Genomic DNA, 21974 nt, shown 5'->3' with positions numbered 1-21974 from the left:
ACTACTCGGGCCAACGTTCGGTGTCGTGGTCAGGATGCTGGTGATTGGTGGATTTGATGGCGGCGGCCCAGGCTTGCTGGTCGCCGGATTCAGTGGCGCCGCCGTTGTCGATGCTGGTCAGCGTGGTGAACCAGGGCACCTGCGCTTCCTGGCCGGTATTGGCATGGGGCGGGAACAGCTCGGGATGGTCGAGCGAACCGATGGTGAGGTTGATGCGGCTGCCTTCGAGATTGTCGTAGAACAGCGGCGTGCCGCAATCGCGGCAATAGCCCCGGTCGACATGCTCGGAACTGCGGAACCGCGCCGGGGTGCCGCGCGTCCACACCAGGGCCTCGCGCGGTGCGGCGACCAAGGCGGCAAAGATATTGCCCATGGCTTTCTGGCACATGCGGCAGTGGCAGATGTGCGCATTGTCCAGCATTTCACTGGTGTGATAGCGCACGGCACCGCATTGGCAACCGCCGCTGACCTCCATGGCATAGCGCTGCATCACTTGGTCTCCCTCGGTGGCCAGTCTTCGGTATCGTGGTCGGGATGCTGGTTGGAATGGATGCCGGCGAGGAAATCGCGCCATTCGTCGCTGGCTTCGGTGCGCTCGGGCAGCGAGGTCAAATCCTTGAAGAAGGGCAGCCGGTCGTGGAGATTGACCTGCAGCACCGGAGCGGCCACCGTCGGATCGTCAAAGGCGCCGATGGCCAGTTCGAGCCCGAAGCGGGTTTCATAGGCCAGCGGCGTGCCGCACTCGCCGCAAAAGGCGCGGCGGGCGGCGTTGGATGACTGGAACCATTTGGGTTCGCCACGGGTCCAGTGCGCATTATGCGCGGTGACCAGCGGGCCGAAAAACCCGCCAAACGCCTTTTGGCACATGCGGCAATGGCAGATCGACGGGCGGCCGAGGCGGGTGACGCTGAAGCGCACCGCCCCGCACTGGCACCCGCCGGTATGGGCCTCAACCGGGGGCATGACACACCGCCTCGATATTGTTGCCATCCGGATCGATCACGAAGGCAGCGTAGTAATTGGGGTGATAATCGGCGCGTAGGCCGGGCGCACCATTGTCGCGCCCGCCAGCCGCCATAGCCGCCGCGTGGAAGGCATCGACCTCGGCACGGCTCTGGGCGGCGAAGGCATAGTGGCGGCCGCCGCCGGGCGTCTGGCTTTCGGTCATCCAGAAATCGGGCTTCTGGCGGCCATAGCCCCCCACCTTGACGCCGCCGGTGTATTGCTCGGGCACCAGTTGCAAGAGCGTCGCGCCGAGAGCGCCCAGGGTCGCGTCATAGAACGCCTGCGACTTGGCCCAGTCCGAAACCAAAATACCAACGTGATCAATCATTTCAATCTCCTGTAGTGGATGGGCCGTCAGTGAAATGTCGTGCTGTCAGGCGGTGTCAGTAGTTGTCGGATTGAAGGGAGAGAGTGTGGAGAAACGGGGAGCCAGCGCGATCAATCATGGGGGACCTCCTGAGCGGGATTGAGGGCGTTCCAGACGGCATCGAGGACAGTATCGGGGCGGGCGAGGATGTCGTGATTCCACAGGCGGAGGAGATGGAAGCCCTGCGCCCGGAGATAGGCATCGCGGGTCGCGTCATAGGTGGAATCGGCGTGCTGGGAGCCGTCGAGTTCGACGATGAGCTTGGCGGACAGGCCGACGAAATCAGCAATGTAGTCGCCAATTGGGAGCTGACGGCGGAATTTGTAGTTCACCAGGCGGCGATTACGGAGGAGCGCCCAGAATTTGGCCTCCGCCTCAGTCGGTTCGTGGCGCATGGTTCGAGCGAAGTTACGCAGACGGGGCGTCTTGGCGGTACGCCATTCGGTTCGCGCTCGCTTTGGCATCGCTGACCCCTCATCCGCCCTTCGGGCACCTTCTCCCTCAAGGGGAGAAGGGGGCATCGTGGCTTCCCCAGCACCGGGCCTCCCCTCTCCCCTTGAGGGAGAGGGTGGATCGGCCGCAGGCCGAGACGGGTGAGGGGTCGCTTCCGCGCGGACCAATCTCACCGCTTCATCTCCCATTTGGTCGCGCGTGCGCCGGCTTCGTCCTTGTAATCCATCAGGGCGATGCCCTGTTCGGACAGAGTGTTGCGGATGGTATCGGCTTTGGCGAAGTCTTTGGCGTTGAGGGCTGCTAGGCGCTCGGCGATGGCGGTGGCGATGTGGGGGGGCTCTTGCCAGCCGTCGTCGGAGGTCAGCAGGCTGTCGAGGCTGAAGCCGAGGAAACGCAGGGTGGCGGCGAGGCAGTGGCGGGCGTTGCCTTCGTCGCGATTGGCTTTCTTGGCGATGACATCCAGCGTCACCGAGGCGCGGTGAAAGTTGAGGTCGTCGGCCAGTTCGGCGATCACCGAGGCGTCGGGGGCGTCGTCGGGGCCGAGTTCGGCGCCGCGGGCGGCGCGTTGCCAGTCGGCCAGCTTGGCTTCGGCCTGTTCCAGGCGCTTGACTGAGAAATCGATCGGTTCGCGGTAATGCGTCATCAGCATGGCCAGGCGTAGCACGTCGCCGATCCAGGCGCGGCCGCCCATGGCGCCGGTTTCCAGCAATTCGTTGATGGTGACGAAATTGCCCAGGCTCTTGCTCATCTTCTGGCCTTCGACCTGCAGGAAGCCGTTATGCATCCAGATATTGGCCATGGCGTGGGTGCCGTGGGCGCAGCGCGACTGGGCGATTTCGTTTTCGTGGTGCGGGAAGATCAGGTCGAGCCCGCCGCCGTGAATATCAAAGGTCTGGCCGAGATAGCGCTCGCTCATGGCCGAGCATTCGATATGCCAGCCGGGGCGGCCGCGGCCCCACGGGCTGTCCCAGCCCGGCTCATTGTCGGCGGACTGCTTCCACAGCACGAAATCGGCCGGGTTCTTCTTGTGGACGTCGACGGCGATGCGGGCGCCGGCCAGATTGTCTTCGAGATTGCGGCCGGAGAGCTGGCCGTAATCAGCCATGGAGGTGGTGTCGAACAGCACTTCGCCGGCGGCCTGATAGGCGTGACCATTGCCCAGCAGCGCGCTGATCAGGGTCTGCATTTCGGCGATATTGTCGGTGGCGCGGGGCTGGATGGTCGGCTCCAGCGTGCCCAAGGCGGCAACATCGGCAAGGAATTGCTGCTCGGTGCGCTCGGTGACGCGGCGGATGGCCTCGTTCAGCGGCAGCTCGGGGAAATCGCGCAGAGCACGGGCGTTGATCTTGTCATCGACGTCGGTGATGTTGCGGACATAGGTGACGTGGCTGGCGCCATAGACATGGCGCAGCAGGCGGAACAGCACGTCGAAGACGATGACCGGACGGGCATTGCCGATATGGGCGAAGTCATAAACCGTCGGGCCGCAGACATACATGCGCACATTGGCGGCATCGAGCGGGGTGAAGACCTGCTTGGCGCGGGTGAGCGTGTTGTAAAGCGTGAGCTGCGGCGTGGTCATAAGCGTCCGTATCCTGGCCATGCGAAATTGCGCTGGCAGACGGCTCTTCGGGTATCAGAATGAGAATGAAGAAAACCGCGCCGCCAACGAGTGGTTAGCAGGTAATAATGCAGCGGTTAATCAGAATGATCTGGCTCTTCATGGGGCCATGATTGGCCGGAGCGCCGGCAGAAATCAAGCCGAAAAGAAAAAAGGGCGGCCCCAAGGGGCCGCCCAAATGCTTTGGAGGCGCTGAGGGGCACCGGAACCGGGCCCCTCACTAGTCGCCCGAGACTGGCACGACGCGCCCCAAGGCCCAACGGCTACACGGGAATGTTACCAGCGCTGGCAACGGGTTAGGCCGAGGCCAGCATGTGGAGATTCACTTAGTTAAACCACCGCTACGGTCTGGACGATATCGCCGAAGACGGCGGTGCCCTCGGCGTTGACGGCGCCGATGCGCACGCTGTCACCGGGCTTGAGGAACGGGGTGCGGGCGCGACCATATTTGAGTTTTTCGACGGTGCGGGCTTCGGCGATGCAGGCAAAGCCGATGCCGTCGCGCTTGATCGGCAGGGTTTCATCGTGCCGGTTGGAGACGGTGCCACCGCCGATAATGGTGCCGGCGGCAAGGGTACGGGTGCGGGCGGCTTCCACGATCAGATCGGCGAAATCGAAATGCATGTCGGTGCCGGCATTGGGCTGGCCATAGAGGGTACCATTGACCTCGATGCGCAGCGGCAGATGCAGGCGATTGTCGCGCCAGGCGCCATTGAGGCTGTCGGGGGTGATGACGATGGGGGCGAAGCTGGTGGAGGGCTTGGCGTGGAAGAAGCCGAAGCCGTTTTGCAGATCGTCCACGACCAGCCGGCGCAATGATACGTCATTGCAGACGGTGATCAGGCGAATGGCGGCTTCGGCCTGGGCGCGGGTGGCGCCCATCGGCACCGGGCCGGTGATGACGGCGACTTCCGCCTCGAAATCGATGGCCAGATCGGGATCGGTGACGCGAATGGGATCGGTCGGAGCCGACAGCGAATCGGAGCCGCCCTGATAGAGCAGCGGCCGGGTGGATTGCAGTTCCTCGTCCTTGCTGCCCTTGAGGCTGCGGACGCGTTCGAGATGGCTGAGATAGCCGGCGCCGTCGATCCACTGATAGGCGCGCGGCAGCGGGGCCAGCGCCTGGGCGGGATCGAAGACCTGGCCGGCAATGGCCCCGGCGTCGAGCTGAGTGGCCAGCGCGGTCAGGGCCGGCACATGGGCCTCCCAGTCATCAAGGGCGGCCTGCAGCGTCGGGGCGATGCGGCCGGCGGAGACGCAGCGGCTCAGATCGGCCGAGAGAACGACGAGCTGCCCATCAGGGCGACCATTGCGGAGCGTGGCGAGTTTCATTTTGGGGACGCAATCTCGGAGTTGTGTGGCCTTGCAGCGCTACCATGGGGCCGGTGTGACCACTATAATGTTGCCAACGGTCCTAGCGTTGTCTTAAGGCCGGGGCAGGCGCAGTTTGAAGAGGATAGCCAGCTTGGGCAGGAACGGCGCACGCGCCCTGATGATGATGGTGCTGGCGGCGGTCTGGCTGAGTCTGGACGTGAACGCGGCCTATGCGCAGGCGGCGCAGTGTCGCCAGCTGGAAGCAGCGCTCCGTCAGTTCGATAACAATGCCTCCTTCCGGCAGATGGGCAATAATTCGCAGGCAGCGCGACAGGCCGCACGCGACGTGCAGCAGATGGAAAGCCGCTATGTGCGCGATGGTTGCAATGATGCGGCCAAGGCCGGGCAGCAGCTGACGCGGCAATGCCAGCAGATTGGCCGCGAAGTGCTGCGCCTGCGCGATGTCGCCGCCGAAGTCGGCCGGCAGGTGGAGACCGCCAATGCGGTGGCCGGGCAGCGCGAAGCGATCCTACAGGAAATGGCGCGCTTTGGTTGCGGCGCCGATCAGGGGTCGAGCGCCACCTTCACCAATCAGCGCCAGTCGGTGTTCGACCGCATTTTCGGCTCCACCTCGGAAGGCGACTTCACCGATGGGCAGATGGTCGATGGCGGCGATTACTGGGGTTATCAGGGCTATCAGACGGTGCGCACCGTGTGTGTGCGCTTGAGCGACGGCTATTTCTGGCCGATCAGCTACGCCACCCTGCCCGACTATGTGAGCAATGACGCCCAGCAATGTCAGGCCAGCTGTCCGACCACGCCGGTGGCCCTCTATTTCTACGACAATCCGGGCCAGGAGCCCGAGCAGATGCGCAACCAATATGGCGAGCCCTATACGGCGCTGGCCAGTGCGTTCCGCTATCGCGACGAACTCGACACCAGCGCCAGTGCCAATTGCAAGGTCGCGCCGCAATCGGACGGGTCGCTGAAGGTGGCGACGCGGCTCGATGGCTCGACGCGGGTGCTGATGGAGGTCAATGGCGTGACCATTCCACTGCCGTTGCGCGATCCGCGCGGGGTGGCTCCGGTGCAGGCGCCGATCATGGCGCCGCTGGAAACGGCAACGCTGGTCAATGTCCCCCTGCCCCGTCCGCGCCCGGCCGGCCCCGGCGAAACGCCGGTGGCCCGCCCGCTTCAGGCGCCGGCCGAAACGGCGCTGCGGCTGGTGCAGTTTGGCGACAAGACCGTCAGGGTAGTCGGTCCAGACACGCCTTACGCCCAACCAGTGGGAGCAGGGACTTAAGCTCGGGTCCGTCGTGACGTCCGGTCAAGGCCAGGCGCAGGGGCAGGAACAGGGCTTTGCCCTTGCGGCCAGTGGTGGCTTTGAGCGCGTCGGTCCATTGGCCCCAAGTGGTCAGGTCCCAGGGCTCGGCCGGCAATAGCGACTTGGCCAGCGCCAGGAAATCGCGGTCTTCATCGGCAATGACCGGCTCCACCGGACCAGTGACCAGCCGCGCCAGATCGGCGATATCGGCGAATTTGTGCAGATTGTCGCGCAGCAGCAGCCAGAGGGCTTCGCCCTCCAGCCCCAGAACCGAGAGTCGGCCGACAGCGCCTTCATAGGGCAAAATGTGCAGCAGGCGGGCATTGAGGCCGTCCAGCTCGGCCGGGTCGAAGCGGGCCGCGCCGTGGGAAATCATCGAGAAATCCAGCCGATTGGCGATTTCGTCGAGGGCTTCATAGGGCTCGATGGGCAGGCTGGTGCCGGTGAGGCTGGCCATGATGGCGATGGCCATCGGCTCATAACCCTCAGCGCGGAAATCAGCGATCGACTGGCTGCCGAGGCGCTTGGAAAAGCCCTGCCCGGCGGCGTCCGTCAGAAGATTGTGGTGGGCGAAAATCGGCACGGCACCGTTGAGCGCCTCGAAGATCTCGATCTGGGTGCCGGTGTTGGAAACGTGGTCCTCGCCGCGAATAACGTGGGTGATGCCCAGCTCGATATCGTCGACCACCGAGGGGAGCGTATAGAGATAGGAGCCATCCTCGCGCACCAGCACCGGGTCGGACATCGAGGCGGTGTTGACGGTTTGCGGGCCCTTGATCATGTCCTCGAACTGCACCGGGCGCCCATCGAGCTTGAAGCGCCAATGCGGTTTGCGGCCTTCGGCTTCGAGGCGGGCACGGTCCTCGTCGGTGAGCAGAAGCGCGGCGCGATCATAGATCGGCGGCTTGTTCATGGCCCGGGCGCGGGCGCGGCGGCGGCCGAGCTCGTCCTCGGTCTCGTAGCAGGGATAGAGCCGGCCAGCGGCGATCAGCCGGTCGCGGGCCGCGTCATAAAGCGCGGTGCGGTCGGACTGGCGCACCAGCAGATCGGGCGTGATGCCGAGCCAGGCCAGATCGACCTCGATGCCATCGGCAAACTCGCGGGTGGAGCGGGCCTGATCGGTATCGTCCATGCGCAGCACATAGGTGCCGCCATGGCGACGGGCAAAGAACCAGTTGAGCAGGGCCGGACGGGCATTACCCAGGTGAATGCGGCCAGTGGGGGACGGTGCCCAGCGAACAATGGTCATAAGAGGTTGCGATCCTTGTAGCCATTGGTGATGGGATAACGACGGCCCAAGCCAAACGCCTTGGCAGTGAGCTTGGGACCGGGCGCCGATTGGCGGCGCTTATATTCGGCAAGATTGACCAGCCGCTCGATGCGCTCGACCAGCGCCAAATCGTGCCCCATGGCAACGATGTCGGCAATAGAGCGCTCGTCCTCGACCAGGGCGGTGAGGATGGCGTCAAGCTGCGGGTATGGCGGCAGGCTGTCCTGATCCTTCTGGTCCGGACGCAGTTCGGCGCTGGGGGCCTTGTCGATGATCGCCTGGGGAATGACCTCGCCGATAGGGCCGAGGCAGTCGCCGGGCCGGTGGCTGTTGCGCCAGGCGGCGAGGCGGTAAACCTCCATCTTGAACATGTCCTTGAGCGGATTGTAGCCGCCATTCATGTCGCCATAGATGGTGGCGTAGCCGACGCCCATTTCCGACTTGTTGCCGGTGGTCAGCAGCATCGAGCCAAGCTTGTTGGAGACGGCCATCAGGATGACGCCGCGCATGCGCGACTGGATGTTTTCCTCGGCGAGGTCAGCCGGGCGATTGTCGAAAATCGGGGCCAGCTCGGTCAGCGCGTCATCGACCGGATTGCCGATGGCGACGATGTCGTAGCGGACGCCCAGCGCCTCGGCGCAGTCCTTGGCGTCCTTGAGGCTGGCCTCGGAGGTGTAGCGGTAGGGCAGCATGATGGTGTGGACGTTTTCAGCCCCCAACGCATCGACCGCCATGGCCGCGACCACGGCGCTGTCGATGCCGCCGGAGAGGCCGAGCACCACCTGCTTGAAGCCGTTCTTGTGCACATAATCGCGCAGGCCGAGCACGCAGGCCAGCCACGGAGCTTCGTCGGTGGTGGTCAACTCGGTGACTTCGCCCGAGGTGCAGGTCCAGCCATTCTCTTCGCGCACCCAGTCCGAGACGATGAAGTCGGTGGCGAAGGACTTGCCCTGGAACACCAGCTTGTTGCCCGGTTCGATGCCGAAGGAGGCGCCGTCGAACACCAGCTCGTCCTGGCCGCCGACCTGGTTGAGATAGAGCATGGGCACATCGTCTTCGGCGACGCGGGCGCGGACCAGATCCTTGCGGACATGTTGCTTGTTGGCCCAATAGGGCGAGCCATTGGGGCACAGCATGATTTCGGCACCGCGCATGGCCAGATGCTGGCACACATTGGGGTGCCAGATATCTTCGCAGATGGGGATGCCGATGGGCACGCCCTTGATCAGCACCGGATCGGCCGGCGGGCCGGCGGTGAAATAGCGCTGCTCGTAGAAGACGTCGGAATTGGGCAGTTCGCGCTTGAGGCGGGTGGCGGTGATCAGGCCGTTCTCGGCGACCAGCACGGCATTGTGCAGGCCGGTCTTTTCCAGCCAGACGGTGGGCAGCACCAGCGCCACGCCAGTGCCGGCAGTGTCGGCCGCCAGATCGCGCGCCGCCTGCATGGCGTCAGCGAGGAATTTCGGCTTGAACAGCAGATCATCCGGGAAATAGCCGGTGAGGAACAGCTCGGACAGCATGAGGATGTCGGCCTTGGCGGCGACGGCGTCGGCCAGCGCGCCACGGGCCAATGCGAGATTGCCGGCGAGATCACCGACCTTGGGATTGAGCTGCGCGAGCGCAATTCGGAGGCGGTCTGTCACGGGGCTGGCCTACGTAGTGGTTGGGCGGATGCCCTGCCATACCCTCCTCCCAAGCGTCACCGCAAGAGGAGAGGTGCCGCACCGAGTGCCGCTGCAGCGATTGTGTTCAGGGCCGGCGGATCAGAACTTGCCGGTGAGTTCGGCCCGCAGGCCGTAGCGGAACAGTGAGGCGTAGGTTGACGGTAGGGTCATAGCGGGTTGGGCAACGCCGCCGGCGGTACCGTTGAACACCGCATCCAGATTACCCTCGAGGTACCAGGCACGGCCGCCCACCCGCAGCGTCAGGTTCTCAGTGGGATGAAAGCCAACCATGGTTTCGGCCATGACGCCGTAACCGCGACCCGAGAGGGTGGTGGGAGCATTTTCGTAAACCGGGACCGGGACGCCGGGGAAATTGAAGCCGCCGCCACCGACCGAGGCGCTGCCGCCGACCGTGCCCGAGACATGAGCATAGGGAATAGCAGCGACTTCGGCCTGAACGTCGAACATGTCGAAGTCAGCAGCAGCCTTGACGCCGAGGCGCAGGGCATGAATGTCAAAATTATCGCGGGCCTCGCCCAGCGACGATGGGTTCCCCAGGCCATCAAACGCCGTGGCGTACTTGCCGGTGCCGATATCGGGAGCATCCTTCCAGTACTGGTAGCCAACCAAGCCGCCAAAGGCGAAGCCGTTTTCCATGGTGCCCAGAGGGAGCCAGCCAAAATCGGCGCCGGCATAGCCGATGCGCGAATTGCGGCCGATATCTCCACCGGCTGCCGGCGAAATATCATAGGTGCCGGTGGTGTGCAGACCCAGCCCTGCCCGGGCGGCAACGTAGGTCTGGGTAGACAGATCCTCGATCTTGCCGTGCAGCTCGCCGATATGGGTCTGATCTCGAACAGACAGGCTCACTGGGCCGAAGGGCGAGGTGAAGCCGGCGTCCTGGCCGCCCCAGGAATACCAATAGGCGGTGCCGAATTCGAAGCGGATGGAATCGTCCGGGTTCTGCCAGCTTTCGGGATAGGCCGGACGCAGTTCGGGGTATTCGACGTAGTCGGCGGCCAGAGCAGGCACGGCCGCACTCAGGGCCAACATGGCTGCGGCGCCATAGAGTGAGCGCTTCATCGAAACCTCCGGGGTCGATACCCATCCTGGGTGACTGGAAAATTTATCGGGCATTAGGGTTAAGTTTCCCCTAAGCGCCAAACCAGCGCCGGGTTGGGACTTTGGTAACCTGAGGCGCGCAGATTTGATCGACCGGCGCATGGATAAGCGCCGATGGGGGCAACTGACTAGGCTCTGAGGAGTTGCCCTGAAGCCAGAAGGCGTAGTGCTGAAAGAGTGTGATGTATGACGCGCAATATACTGGTGGTTGAGGACGAGATATTCGTCGCTACCGAAATGGAACATGTGATCGAGGATATGGGGTTCACCGCCGTTGGCATTGCGGCCGACGAACGCTCGGCGCTGTCGATGGCGGCGCTGGCCGATGTGGCGCTGGTTGACCTCAATTTGCAGGATGGCCCCACCGGCATCCGCATCGGTCGTATCCTGGCGCAGACGCATGGGGTGACCGTATTGTTCATGACCGCCAACCCGTCCCAGCTGGGCGACGGGGTGCCCGGCACGGTGGGGGTATTGCCCAAGCCGGTGACCGACCGCGAATTGCGTGCCGCCGTGCGCTATGCCGTGGCAAGGCACGAGGCCGCCACCGCGACCCCACCTGCCCGGCTGCAATTATTCGACCAGCCCAGCCTACGCCGCGTCGCCAATTAGGACCGCAGCCGGGCCGAGCGCCGCAGGGCTTCCGCCGGCAGATCGATTTCGACGCGCAGGCCATCAGTCTCCCAATGCCGCTCCAGCTTGCCCTGCAACTGGCCTTCGATGCTGAGACCGATCAGGCGGGAGCCAAAGCCGCCGAGATCGCCATCGCTGCCGACCGCGGGGCCACCCCGCTCCTTCCAGGTCAGATGATAGCGCTCGCCATCGGCCCGGCCGGTTAGTTCGACCTGCCCGCCGGCTGCCGATAGCGCGCCATATTTGGCGGCGTTGGTGCCCAGCTCATGAAACAGCAACGCCAGCGGCGTGGCGGCGCCGTCGTCAATGGTGGCATCGTCGCCGTGAAACACCAGGCGGTCATTGTCGCCCTGCCGATAGGGCTGCATGAGGCGGAGGATCAGTGATTTGAGCGAGCCCTTATTTTCAGGGGCGCGGGACACCTGACTATAGGGGCGCACGAAATCATGGGCTTCGCCCAATGCGTAGATGCGCTGGCGCAATTCGTCGGCAAAGCCCTTTACCTCCGGCCGGCTGCGCGCCGAGAGGCTAATGATGCCGGTGAGCACGGCGAAGATGTTCTTGATGCGGTGGCTGAGTTCCTGGGCCACCAGCTCGCGCTCATCCCCGGCTAGCCTCGATTGATGGATATCGGTGGAGGTGCCGATCCAGTGGACGATGCTGCCGGCGGCATCGCGCAGCGGCAGTGCCTGGGCCAAAATCCAGCGATACTCGCCACTGTGATGGCGCAGGCGGTGTTCGTGCTGATAGGGCTCGCCGCTGGCCAATGCTTGGCCAAATGTCTGCAGCGTCCCTTCCCGGTCGTCGGGATGGAGCAGGTCGGGCCAGGCAATCCCACCGCTCGGACCGGGCGGCAGGCCGGTGAATTCGGTCCAGCGGGCGTTGAAATAGTCGTAAACACCCTCGGGGTTAGTCGACCACACCATTTGCGGCACCGCGTCGGCCAAGGTGCGGAAGCGCAATTCGCTATCGGCCAGGGCCTCAAGGATCTGGTGCTGCTCGGTGACGTCGACGACGACGCCGGGGAAACGGCTGGGACGCCCGTCACTGCCCATGCGGGGGCGGCCAGTGGCGACCACCCAGCGGATGCTGCCATCGAGTCCGACCAACCGATATTCGCAATTGACGGGTGTCCCATTGGCCAGGGCGGTATTGATGTCCGCGGTGACCCACGCCTTGTCATCGGGATGGATGGCATCGAGAAACGCCTCGATCGGCAGGCCGAGGCCGGCGCGCAGTGGATCGAGATTGAACATCACCGCAAATTTGTCGTCGGCGGTGACCAGGTTCTCGCGGACATCCCAATCCCAGGTGCCAATCAGGTTGGAGCCGCTCAGGGCCAGCGACAGCCGCTCCTCGCTGCGCGCCAGGGCATGTTCGGCCAGCACGCGGCTGGTGGTTTCGATGACGATGCACAGCGTGCCCAGCGGGGTGCCATCATCGTCGAGCAGCGGGCTGTAATGGAGGTCCATCCAACCGGATTCCAGATGACCGTGGCGGTTGAGCACCAATTCATGATCGCGCAGAATCAGCGATTTCCCCGCCAGGCCCAGAGCGATCTTGTCGTTGTTGAATTCGGCGATCTCGGGCCAGGCCTCGACCGAGGGCTTGCCGAAAATGGCAGGGTGGCGGTCACCGGCGAAGCCAGCATAGGCGTCGTTGTAGATCAGGATGCCATCGGCCCCGATCAGCATGACCATCGGCGAGGACGCGGCCAGCATCACCCGGACGGCGCCTTTGAGACTTTCAGGCCAAGCGGGGATCGGACCGAGCGGGGTAGAGGACCAATCGAAGTCATTGGCCAGCTTGAGCGTCGGGTCCTGCTCCAGGCGTGCGCGGGTCTCAGTGCTGGCGGTCGGGAACAGGGAGCTTGGCATGCGCGACTTTCGTGAGGGGACGACGACAAGGCGCGCAGGCTGCCTTGGCAACACCGCGCGCTGTTTTGCAACGCGCGGCTTCATCACGAGTTCAATAGGCGGCCGAATTATTCTCCGGCGGCAAGGCTTTGGCGCGGCGGGGTCTGGGCGTGAACTTCCTCAGCGACGAGGAAGGCCAGCTCCAGCGCCTGGCTGGCGTTGAGACGCGGGTCGCAATAGGTGTTGTAGCGATCCGACAACGACGCTTCGGTGACAGCGGAGACGCCGCCGACGCATTCGGTGACATCGTCGCCGGTCATTTCGATATGCACGCCGCCGGCATAGGTGCCCATCTCGCGGTGGATCTCGAAGAAGGACTTCACTTCGGACAGCACGCGGTCAAAGGGGCGGGTCTTGTAGCCGGTCGACGCCTTGATGGTGTTGCCATGCATCGGATCGGAGCACCAGACGACGGTGCGGCCGGCCTTCTGGATGGTCTCGATCAGGCGCGGCAGATGATCGGCGATCTTGTCGGAGCCGAAGCGGCTGATCAGGGTGATCCGGCCGGCTTCGTCAGTCGGATTGAGCCGGTCAAGCAGGCGCAGCAGGTCGTCGCTGCTCAGGGTTGGGCCGCATTTGATGCCGATCGGATTGTGGATGCCGGCGAAATATTCGACATGGGCCGCATCGGGCTGGCGGGTGCGATCACCGATCCACAGCATGTGGCCGGAGGTGGCGTACCAGTTATTGGTGATGGAGTCGCGACGGGTCAGCGCCTCCTCATAGCCGAGCAGCAGGGCTTCGTGGCTGGTGAAGAAGCTGGTTTGGCGCAGAGCCGGCGTGTTGTCGGGGTTGAGGCCGAGCGCGCCCATGAAGGTGATGGCGTCGTCGATCTTGCGCGCCACTTCCTCGTAGCGCGGATACCAGTTGGAGCCCTTCATGAAGCCCACGGTCCATTCATGGATGCGGGTCAGTTCGGCATAGCCGCCCATGGAAAAGGCGCGCAGCAGATTGAGCGTGGCCGCCGACTGGCGATAGGCCATCAGCATGCGCTCGGGATCGGGCACGCGCGAGGCTTCGGTGAAGGCGATGTCGTTGATGATATCGCCGCGATAGGAGGGCAGTTCCACACCATCGATGGTTTCGGTATCGGCGGAGCGCGGCTTGGCGAACTGGCCGGCGACGCGACCGACCTTGACCACGGGCTTGGAGGCGCCATGGGTTAGCACCACCGCCATCTGCAGGAAGACGCGGAAGAAGTCGCGGATATGGTCGGCGCCATGCTCGGCAAAGCTCTCGGCGCAGTCGCCGCCCTGCAGCAGGAAGGCTTCGCCCCGGGCAACGGCGGCCAGGCGGGTCTTGAGGTCGCGGGCTTCGCCGGCAAACACCAGCGGCGGGAAGGTGGCGAGCTGGCGCTCGGCGGCGGCCAGGGCGACGGGGTCAGGATAGGCCGGCACCTGGGAAATCGGCTTGCCGCGCCAGCTATCGGGGGTCCAGGTGGTCATGTTCGGAGTTCCTAACGCAGGTCACAGTTTACCTTTGAGGCGGCAATACCAAGGCTGGCGATGGGGGACAAGGGCCAAGGCAACCGCCATTGGTCGCACGAAGGCGCCGGGCGGTCCGAAAACCCTCGGTTGATGAACGAGCGGAGCCCCGAGGCGGCTGTCGCCTCGATGTAATTTAAGTAGTGAGACGGCAATCGCCTCGGGGCGTCGGGTTTTTCTCGGAAGGCAGACCGCAAGCCCCAGCATGGACCCGTAGCCCCATGCCAGAAAGCCCCATCCGCGCAGCCCAGGGCGGAGCGCGACCTCCCCCCTCCCGACCGTCAATCCGGACACCGGTCGCTGCAGCGCCGCTCGTATCCCGGAAGATGAGGGGAGTATGCGGGAGGAATTGGGAGGGGGGATAAGATGGATAAGTGGCGGGGCACTGCCACCTCCTCACACCCGAGCGTCACCCTCGGGCTTGACCCGAGGGGGTTGCACTAACCTTGCCGCCGGAAGTGTAGAGCCCTCGGGTCAGGCCCGAGGGTGACGTCGTGGTGGGGGAGGAAAGAGGTGCGATGCGGGGGCATTACGCCTGTTGTAGCATGGCACCCCTCACCCGACCCTTCGGGTCGACCTCTCCCCTGAGGGGCGAGGTGATGGGGTGGCTCGCCGGCAAACGGGGCTGGGACGCGATGGTGGTGGGAAGATGGATCACCGGGACAGGCCCGGTGATGACGGTGGGAGGGATCAGGGTTGAGGCGTGCCAAACTCACGGAGTCCCCTTCTCCCCTCGTGGGAGAAGGTGCCCGAAGGGCGGATGAGGGGGCGGCGGGCGGTCCGCACATATTGAAGCATGGGCGAGCGCAGCCCCCTCACCCTGACCTTCCGCTGAACGCGTCAGGTCGGTCCCTCTCCCACAAGGGGAGAGGGGTGGCTCCACTCATGGGAGCGCCCTGCCCTAGCCGCCGATTTTTTCGCCGTTGCGGTAGGTGTAGCTGGGGGCCTTGAAGGTCACCAGTTCTTCGGCTGCCGACGGGTGCAGGGCCATGGCGCGGTCGAAATCGGCTTTGGTGGCACCCATGCCCATGGGGATGGCGACGAGCTGGATCATTTCACCAGCGCCCGGCCCCAGGATGTGGCAGCCCAGCACCTTGCCGCCATGGGCGCCGACGATCAGCTTGAGCACCATGCGTTCGGTGCGGGTGGAGAAGGAATTGATCATCGGGCGGAAGCGGGCGACGTAAACGTCGATATCGCCATGGGTGGCGGCTTCGGGCTCGGTGAGGCCGATGACGCCGAGTTCGGGCTCGGAGAATACCGCGGTCGGGATCAGCGAGTGATCAACGGTCAGAGGATTGTTGTTGAACACGGTTTCGGCAAAATACCAGCCCTCGCGGATGGCGACCGGGGTCAGCGCGGCGCGGCCGGTGACATCGCCGACGGCATAGATGGACGGCACCGAGGTCTGCGAAAAACTGTCCACGGCGATGTGGCCGCCGGGGGTGAGCTTGACGCCGGCCTGTTCGAGGCCGAGGCCGGCGATATTGGGGCTGCGGCCGGTGGCGAACATCACGGCGCCATAGGGGGCGGTGACGCCGTCGCTGAAGCTGACAGTAATATCGTCGCCGGACTTCGACAGCGACGTGATGGTGGTCTGGTAGATCAGCTTGATGCCGCGCTCGGTGAGGCCGGCTTCGAGGCCACGCCGCATGTCTTCGTCAAAGCCGCGCAGCACGCAATCGCCGCGATAGATGATGGTGGTGTGGACGCCCAAGCCGGCAAAGATGGTGGCGAATTCCACCGCGATATAGCCGCCGCCCTCGATGAGAATGGAATGCGGGAGCGCCGGCAGGTCGAAGGCCTCATTGGAGCTGATGGCCAGTTCGGCGCCGGGAATGGCGGGCATGAAGGGGGTGCCGCCGGTGGCGATCAGCAGATATTTGGCGGTCAGCTCGCGGTCGGCGCCTACCAGGCGCACCGAATTGGGGCCGGTGACGACAGCGCGGTCGCGGATGATCTCGACGCCGGGCTTTTCCAGATTGGCCACATAGGCGTTTTCGAGGCGGGTGATTTCCTTGTCCTTATTGGCGACCAGGGTGGGCCAATCAAAGGAAGCATCGACCTGCCAGCCAAAGCTGCCGGCGACATCGAAAAGATCGTTGAAGCGGGAGGCATAGACATAGAGCTTTTTGGGCACACAGCCGCGAATGACGCAGGTGCCGCCGACGCGATATTCCTCGATGATGGCGACCTTGGCGCCATAGGTGGCCGCCATGCGGGCGGCGCGGACACCGCCGGAGCCGGCTCCGATGACAACAAGATCATAGCTATCGGTCATGCGGGCGGCTCCTGTACGATCATCGTCATCTACCGATGAATATCGGTTGGCAAATCGCATAAAAAAAGACCCCGCACAAGGCGGGGTCGGATTTACTGGTCGGCGGTGCGCTTAAACTTCAAAGCCCTTGGCGCGCAATTCGGCGCGAACCTTGGCGAAGAATTCGGAGCGGGTGCTGTTGGTGAACACCTGCAGCACGGCCTGCAGATCGGAATTCACCTCGGTATTGGCCTGCGCCAGCTTCTTGCCGGTGGGCGATTCGTAGAAGGCCACGATCTGCTGCAGCTCTTCGACGGAGAAGCGCACGGCATAGACGCGGGCAAACTGGTCGAGCAGCTCACCCTTGCGCGCCTTGTAATCTTCCAGAACCTTGCCGACGGCCTCGTCGGTCTCTTCCATGATCTCGGGATTCTGCGTCACGATCTGGCGCATGGTGCCGATACCGATTTCGACGAGCGTGATCTCGTAAACGGCAGCGCGGTCGGTGAGGTCGATATATTTGCGGGCGAGAGCCAGTTGTTCCGGCGGAACCTCCTGGGCCATTGCCGGGGCGGAAACTGCGATAATGGCGGCGCTCAGCGCCACCGCCAACAGCGCCTTGGCGCGCGTCATAACACCGGTCATCGTTGAAAAACCCATCTTGTCCCGATCCATCAATTCGTTTTGCCCAGCGTTTTTACGCCATCCGGGGTCGCCACATAAGCCGTCTTGCACATTTTGAGGAACAGCCCGTGCTGGACCACCCCGGCGATGTCGAGCAAGTCGCGCGATAGCGCTTCTGGCTGCGAAATGCGGCCAAAAAAAGCATCGAGAATGAGGTGACCGCCATCGGTAACGAAGGGCGTGCCCGGCGCCGTCTCGCGCAAGGTCAGCCCGCCCTCGGCGCCGTGGGCCGCAATAATTTCGGCAACGGCGCGGCGCGTGGCGCCCAGGCCGAAGCGGTTGACTTCCACCGGCAGCGGAAAGCGGCCGAGCGTGGGCACCAGCTTGGAGCTATCGGCGATAACGATCATGGCGTCGGAAGCGGCCGCGACGATCTTCTCGCGCAGCAGCGCCCCGCCACCGCCCTTGATCAGATTGAGATGCGGATCGATCTCGTCGGCACCATCGATGGTCAGATCGAGCCGGTCGAGCGTTTCGAGATCCGACAGGGGAATATTGAGCGCCCGGGCCTGGCGTTCGGTGGCGTCGGAGGTGGGCACACAGATGCAGTCGAAACCGGCGGCGACTTCCTGACCCAGCAGGTCAACGAAGTGACGGGCCGTCGAGCCGGTGCCAAGCCCCAGCCGCATGCCGGGCCGCACATCGGCCAGCGCCATCGCCGCAGCCTGTCGTTTCAGTTCCTCGCTCATCATCGCCTCGCGTGTTTCTGCGTTGGGGCTTTGCCGGGGGTTGGGCGGCATGTCAATGCCACACAAAGGCGGGGATCACGGATTGGTGAATGATAACTGTAACTTGCTAGCAACACAATTTTGCGAAGGTGGCTTGAGTGTGGCGTTTTGGAGGCACCTGCCTCTTTTCGCTATTTCGCAATGAGCGTAAGCAACCGCAATATTTAGCGCGGGCGAATCATGTGCCCGTTCTGTTTCAGAGGCCAAGTCGTCCTATGTTCAATTTGAAGTCAGCGGTAGCGATCGGGCTATCGATACTGTTGTCGGCGGCGGCAGCGATGCCAGCCCATGCAGAGCTTGTCTATAATCCCAACAATGGCAACTGGGTGGAAGCCTCGGAAATGCCGGTGCGCGGCACCCGCGCCGGAAGCCCGGTCCGCAAGGAAATCGTTGAATACAAGACCAACCACAAGCCCGGCACCATCGTCATCGAGACCGATGAGCGCCGGCTGTATCTGGTGCTGGATGGCGGCAAGGCGATGAAATACGGCGTCGGCGTCGGCCGCGACGGCTTTACCTGGTCGGGCTCGCACAAAATCACCCGCAAGGCGGAATGGCCCGGCTGGACGCCACCGCCGCAGATGCGCAAGCGCGTGCCGGATCTGCCGGCCTATATGCCCGGCGGCCCGGATAACCCGCTCGGCGCCCGCGCGCTGTATATCGGATCGACCCTTTATCGCGTGCATGGCACCTCCGAGCCATGGTCAATCGGCCAGGCCGTCTCGTCGGGCTGCATCCGCCTGACCAATGACGACGTGACCGACCTCTACGAGCGCGTGAAGGTTGGTGCGTTGGTGGTGGTGAACCACTAGCGCCGGCCTGTCCGCAGGGGACTACGAAAGGACTGCCCGTTGGGTGGTCCTTTTTTATTGTCAGTGCTTTGAAAGTGACGCGAGAGGCGGTAGCGTCGGCCCATGACCGCTCCCCTACCCCCTGCCCGCCCGCTGGTTGACCGCTATGGCCGGCATATCTCCTATCTGCGCATTTCGGTGACCGACCGCTGCGACTTCCGCTGTGTCTATTGCATGGCCGAAGACATGACTTTTTTGCCCAAAAAGGACGTGCTGAGCTTTGAGGAAGTGGAGGCCATTGCCGGTGCCTTCATCGCGCGCGGCGTGACCAAGCTGCGGCTGACCGGGGGCGAGCCGCTGGTGCGGCGCGACATCATGGAGCTGGTGCGCAGTCTGGGCGCGCGCATCGGGCATGGGCTGGAAGAGCTGACGCTGACCACCAATGGCAGCCAGCTGGGCAAGCATGCCCAGAGGCTGTTCGCGGCCGGGGTGCGGCGGCTCAATGTGTCGCTGGATACGCTGGACGCCGAGCGCTTCCGCGCCATCACTCGGCGCGGGCGGATCGAGGATGTGCTGGGCGGGATCGACGCGGCGCAGGCGGCGGGGCTGGCGATCAAGATCAATATGGTGGCGATGCGCGGCGTCAATGACGATGAAATCGAGCCGATGATGGCCTGGGCGCATGGGCGCGGCATGGGGCTGACGCTGATCGAGGGCATGCCGCTTGGCGAAGTCGGCATTGACCGGGTGGACAGCTATCTGCCGCTGCGCGAACTGCGCGACCGGCTGGCGCAGCGCTATACGCTGACCAAGCTGGACAAGCGGACCGGTGGGCCGGCGCGCTATGTGCAGGTGGCCGAGACCGGCGGCGTGCTCGGTTTCATCACCCCGATGAGCCATAATTTCTGCGAAAGCTGCAATCGGGTGCGGCTGACGGCGACCGGGCAGCTTTATCTGTGCCTGGGGCAGGACGATCAGGTCAATCTGCGCGATGCGCTGCGCGACGGTGGCCCGGAAGCGCTCGACACGGCGCTGGACCATGCCATGCTGATCAAGCCCAAGGGGCACGATTTCGTCATCGACCGGGCGCGGCCGGAGCCGGCTTTGGGCCGGCATATGAGCGTGACCGGCGGCTAGAAATTCAACACCACGGGAGGCAGCAATGGGCGAACGCATTACACTGACGGCCAGCGACGGCTTTATCCTCAATGCCTATCGCGCCAAACCGGCGGGCACGCCGCGCGGCGGTGTGGTGGTGATCCAGGAGGTCTGGGGCCTCAATCATTTCGTGCGCGACGTGGTCGACCGCTATGCCCGCCACGGCTTTGTGGCGGTGGCGCCGGCAATGTTCGACCGCGTCGAATTTGGCTATGAGAGCGACGATTATTCCCCGGCCCAGTTCGCGGTCATCGGCGAGCTGATGAAAAAGTTCAACCACCAGATGGCGCTGGTCGACGTGACGGCGGCTATCGGCGCGGCCAAGGCCGGCGGCAAGGTGGGCATTACCGGCTATTGCTTTGGCGGGGCGGTGAGCTGGCGCGCGGCGCATCACGGCATGGGGCTGAGCGCGGCCTCGGGCTATTATGGCGGCGGCGTGCCGAACTATATCGATTTGGCGCCGATCATCCCCACCGAAATGCATTTCGGCGATCAGGACACCGGCATTCCGCTCGAGCAGATCGAGATGCTCAAACATCGGCACCCGGAGGCGGATATCCATCTCTACCCCGCCGCGCATGGGTTTTGTAACGACCAGCGGCCGAGCAACTTCAACGCGGCGGCCTGCACCAAGGCCTCGGCCCGCACGCTCGATTTCTTCCGCAAGCATCTTGGGTAGCCTGCGGCCACACCGCGACTATCTCGACGACGAATGGCGCGGCCTGCAGGCGGCGCCATTGTCGTCGCGCAAGGCAATGCTGGTCGCTATGCTGGTGGACGCCTATGTCGACCGGCTGTTTGCGGCGGAGCCAGCGGCCGAGGATATTCTGGTGTATCGCGCAGAACTCAGCGCGGCTTCGCCGGCCCTCGGGCTGATCCTGGCGCTATGCGCCCGCCGGCCGGGTTATGAACTAGTGACGGAAGCCGTTGCGGTGCCGCTGGCCGATTATGGCAAGCTGGCGGTCGCCGATTTCATGGTCAGTCTTTACAACCACCACAGCGTGCAGCGCCTGCTGCTGGTCTCGCCGGATGGTGCGCGCCACGACATGCTGGAGACGCTGGGCGAAGCGATCGGGGCGCTGGATGGGTCGACACACGCGAAACTTGAATAACCCAACAAGTTAGGTTATTTTGCAGATGATCACCTTGCTGCGTGCCGCGGGCATGCGATTTGTCATCTACACCAACGATCATGAACCCGCGCATCTGCACGTCTATGGCGAGGGAGAAGCGCGGATCAGCATTCTGGAGGTTGTGGTGATTTCCAATCGCGGCATGAGCAAGCGCGATCTGGTGCGGGCATTGAACGTGGTTCTGGAGCATCGCGAGATGTTCCTTGGCAAGTGGTACGAGATCCATGGACGAAATTGAGTATGAGGACCGCGACTACGAGGCAGCAACGCAGCGCGGCAGCGCGGAGCGGACGCTTGCGCCCATCCCCTCCTCCGTTCGCTTCGATGCAAGTTCAGGCCGGCTGTTGGTGGAATTCACCAATGGCGCGGCGCTGCTGGTGCCTGCCCGGTCGTTGCAGGGGCTTGAGGATGCCAGTGATGCCGAACTGGCCGAGGTCGAACTGGCCGGCGAGACCGGCCTGCATTGGGAGAGCCGTGACGTTGACTTCACCATTACTGGGCTGATGCAGGGCATTTTCGGCACGGCGCAATTCATGCATGCCCAGCGTAAAGGCGGCCAATCCCGATCCCCAGCCAAGGCAGCAGCGAGCCGGGCCAATGGCGCCAAGGGCGGCCGACCGCGCAAGGCCGACCAATCCTGAGGCACTAGCGCCCCGCGGCGCGCTCCACCAGTTCGACGATGATGCAGTCGGGGTCGCGGATGAAGGCGATGCGGCCCAGCAGGCTGGCGTTGACGGCGGCGCGCGGTGGTTCGAGGATATCGACGCCGGCGGCTTCGAGCTTTTCGATCATGGCGTCGACATTGTCGTAGGCGAAGGTCAGATGGCGCATGCCGGCTTCATGGGGCGGCACGTCGCGCGAGCGGGCGATGTGGGCGGCGGGACAGGCAATTTCCAGCATGCCGCTGCCGCTATCGAGGAAAGCCATTTCGCCGCGCTCACCCTGCTTGCGCAGGACGAGCGTGAGGCCAAGCAAATCACAGTAGAAGGCGATGGTGCGGTCGAGATTGCTCGACGTCATGCCGACATGTTCAAAACCAAGCAGCAT

Annotated in this window: 23 protein-coding genes; 8 read left to right on the top strand and 15 right to left on the bottom strand. The window is 64.0% G+C overall.

Annotated features, from left to right (window positions below; genetic code table 11):
- Position 1 precedes the first annotated feature (1 nt).
- The 6 genes from ACX3OZ_RS07700 to ACX3OZ_RS07675 all read right to left on the bottom strand — a co-directional run bounded on the left by ACX3OZ_RS07700 (position 2) and on the right by ACX3OZ_RS07675 (position 4778).
- Positions 2-490, bottom strand: coding sequence for a GFA family protein (locus tag ACX3OZ_RS07700; protein WP_459096995.1), 489 nt, complete (start codon positions 488-490; stop codon positions 2-4).
- Positions 490-963, bottom strand: a complete 474-nt coding sequence (locus ACX3OZ_RS07695; RefSeq protein WP_459096996.1) for a GFA family protein — start codon at positions 961-963, stop codon at positions 490-492. Before ACX3OZ_RS07695 ends, ACX3OZ_RS07700 begins: the two co-directional genes overlap by 1 nt.
- A complete protein-coding gene (locus tag ACX3OZ_RS07690; protein WP_459096997.1) occupies positions 950-1333 on the bottom strand; it encodes a VOC family protein in 384 nt (127 codons plus the stop codon). The genes ACX3OZ_RS07695 and ACX3OZ_RS07690 overlap by 14 nt, the downstream gene beginning before the upstream one ends.
- A 110-nt stretch (positions 1334-1443) precedes the next feature.
- Positions 1444-1836 carry an endonuclease domain-containing protein gene (locus ACX3OZ_RS07685; protein ID WP_459096998.1) on the bottom strand — a complete coding sequence of 131 codons (393 nt, stop codon included), beginning with the start codon at positions 1834-1836 and terminating at the stop codon, positions 1444-1446.
- A gap of 158 nt (positions 1837-1994) precedes the next feature.
- On the bottom strand, positions 1995-3407 hold the full coding sequence (gene cysS, locus ACX3OZ_RS07680) for a cysteine--tRNA ligase (protein WP_459104210.1): 1413 nt from the start codon (positions 3405-3407) through the stop codon (positions 1995-1997).
- Positions 3408-3776: 369 nt separating this feature from the next.
- A complete protein-coding gene (locus ACX3OZ_RS07675) occupies positions 3777-4778 on the bottom strand; it encodes a fumarylacetoacetate hydrolase family protein (RefSeq protein WP_459104209.1) in 1002 nt (333 codons plus the stop codon).
- 133 nt (positions 4779-4911) lie between these two features.
- Here ACX3OZ_RS07675 and ACX3OZ_RS07670 point away from each other — a divergent pair, with 133 nt between their 5' ends.
- Positions 4912-6063 (top strand): DUF2865 domain-containing protein, encoded by a 1152-nt coding sequence (locus ACX3OZ_RS07670; protein WP_459097001.1) that lies wholly within the window; start codon positions 4912-4914, stop codon positions 6061-6063.
- On the opposite strand, the gene gltX is transcribed toward ACX3OZ_RS07670, so the two are convergent.
- The 3 genes from gltX to ACX3OZ_RS07655 all read right to left on the bottom strand — a co-directional run bounded on the left by gltX (position 6008) and on the right by ACX3OZ_RS07655 (position 10101).
- The gene (gltX, locus tag ACX3OZ_RS07665; protein WP_459097002.1) at positions 6008-7333 is read right to left on the bottom strand and encodes a glutamate--tRNA ligase; all 1326 of its coding nucleotides are present in this window, start codon (positions 7331-7333) and stop codon (positions 6008-6010) included. The two genes, ACX3OZ_RS07670 and gltX, sit on opposite strands and share 56 nt — an antisense overlap.
- Complete coding sequence (locus tag ACX3OZ_RS07660; protein ID WP_459104208.1) at positions 7330-8997, bottom strand: NAD+ synthase; 1668 nt, start codon at positions 8995-8997, stop codon at positions 7330-7332. The genes gltX and ACX3OZ_RS07660 overlap by 4 nt, the downstream gene beginning before the upstream one ends.
- 120 nt (positions 8998-9117) lie before the next feature.
- Positions 9118-10101, bottom strand: a complete 984-nt coding sequence (locus tag ACX3OZ_RS07655) for a hypothetical protein (protein WP_459097004.1) — start codon at positions 10099-10101, stop codon at positions 9118-9120.
- Positions 10102-10326: 225 nt separating this feature from the next.
- Between ACX3OZ_RS07655 and ACX3OZ_RS07650 the strand changes: the two genes are divergently transcribed.
- Positions 10327-10752, top strand: a complete 426-nt coding sequence (locus ACX3OZ_RS07650; protein ID WP_459097005.1) for a response regulator — start codon at positions 10327-10329, stop codon at positions 10750-10752.
- Here the strand turns inward: ACX3OZ_RS07650 and ACX3OZ_RS07645 are convergent.
- The 5 genes from ACX3OZ_RS07645 to rpiA all read right to left on the bottom strand — a co-directional run bounded on the left by ACX3OZ_RS07645 (position 10749) and on the right by rpiA (position 17809).
- Complete coding sequence (locus ACX3OZ_RS07645) at positions 10749-12650, bottom strand: PAS domain-containing sensor histidine kinase (protein ID WP_459104207.1); 1902 nt, start codon at positions 12648-12650, stop codon at positions 10749-10751. The genes ACX3OZ_RS07650 and ACX3OZ_RS07645 overlap by 4 nt on opposite strands.
- 107 nt (positions 12651-12757) lie before the next feature.
- Positions 12758-14134, bottom strand: a complete 1377-nt coding sequence (locus ACX3OZ_RS07640; protein WP_459104206.1) for a class II 3-deoxy-7-phosphoheptulonate synthase — start codon at positions 14132-14134, stop codon at positions 12758-12760.
- A gap of 940 nt (positions 14135-15074) precedes the next feature.
- Positions 15075-16454 carry a glutathione-disulfide reductase gene (gene gor / locus ACX3OZ_RS07635; RefSeq protein ID WP_459097008.1) on the bottom strand — a complete coding sequence of 460 codons (1380 nt, stop codon included), beginning with the start codon at positions 16452-16454 and terminating at the stop codon, positions 15075-15077.
- Positions 16455-16565: 111 nt separating this feature from the next.
- On the bottom strand, positions 16566-17093 hold the full coding sequence (locus tag ACX3OZ_RS07630; protein ID WP_459097009.1) for a DUF2059 domain-containing protein: 528 nt from the start codon (positions 17091-17093) through the stop codon (positions 16566-16568).
- A gap of 14 nt (positions 17094-17107) precedes the next feature.
- On the bottom strand, positions 17108-17809 hold the full coding sequence (gene rpiA, locus ACX3OZ_RS07625; protein ID WP_459097027.1) for a ribose-5-phosphate isomerase RpiA: 702 nt from the start codon (positions 17807-17809) through the stop codon (positions 17108-17110).
- A 314-nt stretch (positions 17810-18123) separates the two neighbouring features.
- Between rpiA and ACX3OZ_RS07620 the strand changes: the two genes are divergently transcribed.
- The 6 genes from ACX3OZ_RS07620 to ACX3OZ_RS07595 all read left to right on the top strand — a co-directional run bounded on the left by ACX3OZ_RS07620 (position 18124) and on the right by ACX3OZ_RS07595 (position 21568).
- A complete protein-coding gene (locus ACX3OZ_RS07620; protein WP_459097010.1) occupies positions 18124-18657 on the top strand; it encodes a L,D-transpeptidase in 534 nt (177 codons plus the stop codon).
- A 102-nt stretch (positions 18658-18759) separates the two neighbouring features.
- Positions 18760-19773 carry a GTP 3',8-cyclase MoaA gene (gene moaA, locus ACX3OZ_RS07615; protein WP_459097011.1) on the top strand — a complete coding sequence of 338 codons (1014 nt, stop codon included), beginning with the start codon at positions 18760-18762 and terminating at the stop codon, positions 19771-19773.
- A 25-nt stretch (positions 19774-19798) separates the two neighbouring features.
- Positions 19799-20473 (top strand): dienelactone hydrolase family protein, encoded by a 675-nt coding sequence (locus ACX3OZ_RS07610; RefSeq protein ID WP_459104205.1) that lies wholly within the window; start codon positions 19799-19801, stop codon positions 20471-20473.
- Complete coding sequence (locus tag ACX3OZ_RS07605; protein WP_459097013.1) at positions 20466-20906, top strand: hypothetical protein; 441 nt, start codon at positions 20466-20468, stop codon at positions 20904-20906. The genes ACX3OZ_RS07610 and ACX3OZ_RS07605 overlap by 8 nt, the downstream gene beginning before the upstream one ends.
- Before the next feature lie 25 nt (positions 20907-20931).
- Positions 20932-21165: a DUF4160 domain-containing protein gene (locus ACX3OZ_RS07600; RefSeq protein ID WP_459097014.1), complete on the top strand. Its 234-nt coding sequence runs from the start codon at positions 20932-20934 to the stop codon at positions 21163-21165.
- Positions 21152-21568 carry a DUF2442 domain-containing protein gene (locus ACX3OZ_RS07595; protein ID WP_459097015.1) on the top strand — a complete coding sequence of 139 codons (417 nt, stop codon included), beginning with the start codon at positions 21152-21154 and terminating at the stop codon, positions 21566-21568. The genes ACX3OZ_RS07600 and ACX3OZ_RS07595 overlap by 14 nt, the downstream gene beginning before the upstream one ends.
- A gap of 4 nt (positions 21569-21572) precedes the next feature.
- Here the strand turns inward: ACX3OZ_RS07595 and ACX3OZ_RS07590 are convergent, their stop codons facing one another.
- Positions 21573-21974 carry a VOC family protein gene (locus ACX3OZ_RS07590; RefSeq protein ID WP_459104204.1) on the bottom strand — a complete coding sequence of 134 codons (402 nt, stop codon included), beginning with the start codon at positions 21972-21974 and terminating at the stop codon, positions 21573-21575.

This window comes from Devosia sp. A369, assembly GCF_054489345.1.
The sequence above is the reverse complement of the archived record's forward strand: the minus strand, read 5'-3'. Positions and strand labels throughout refer to the sequence as shown.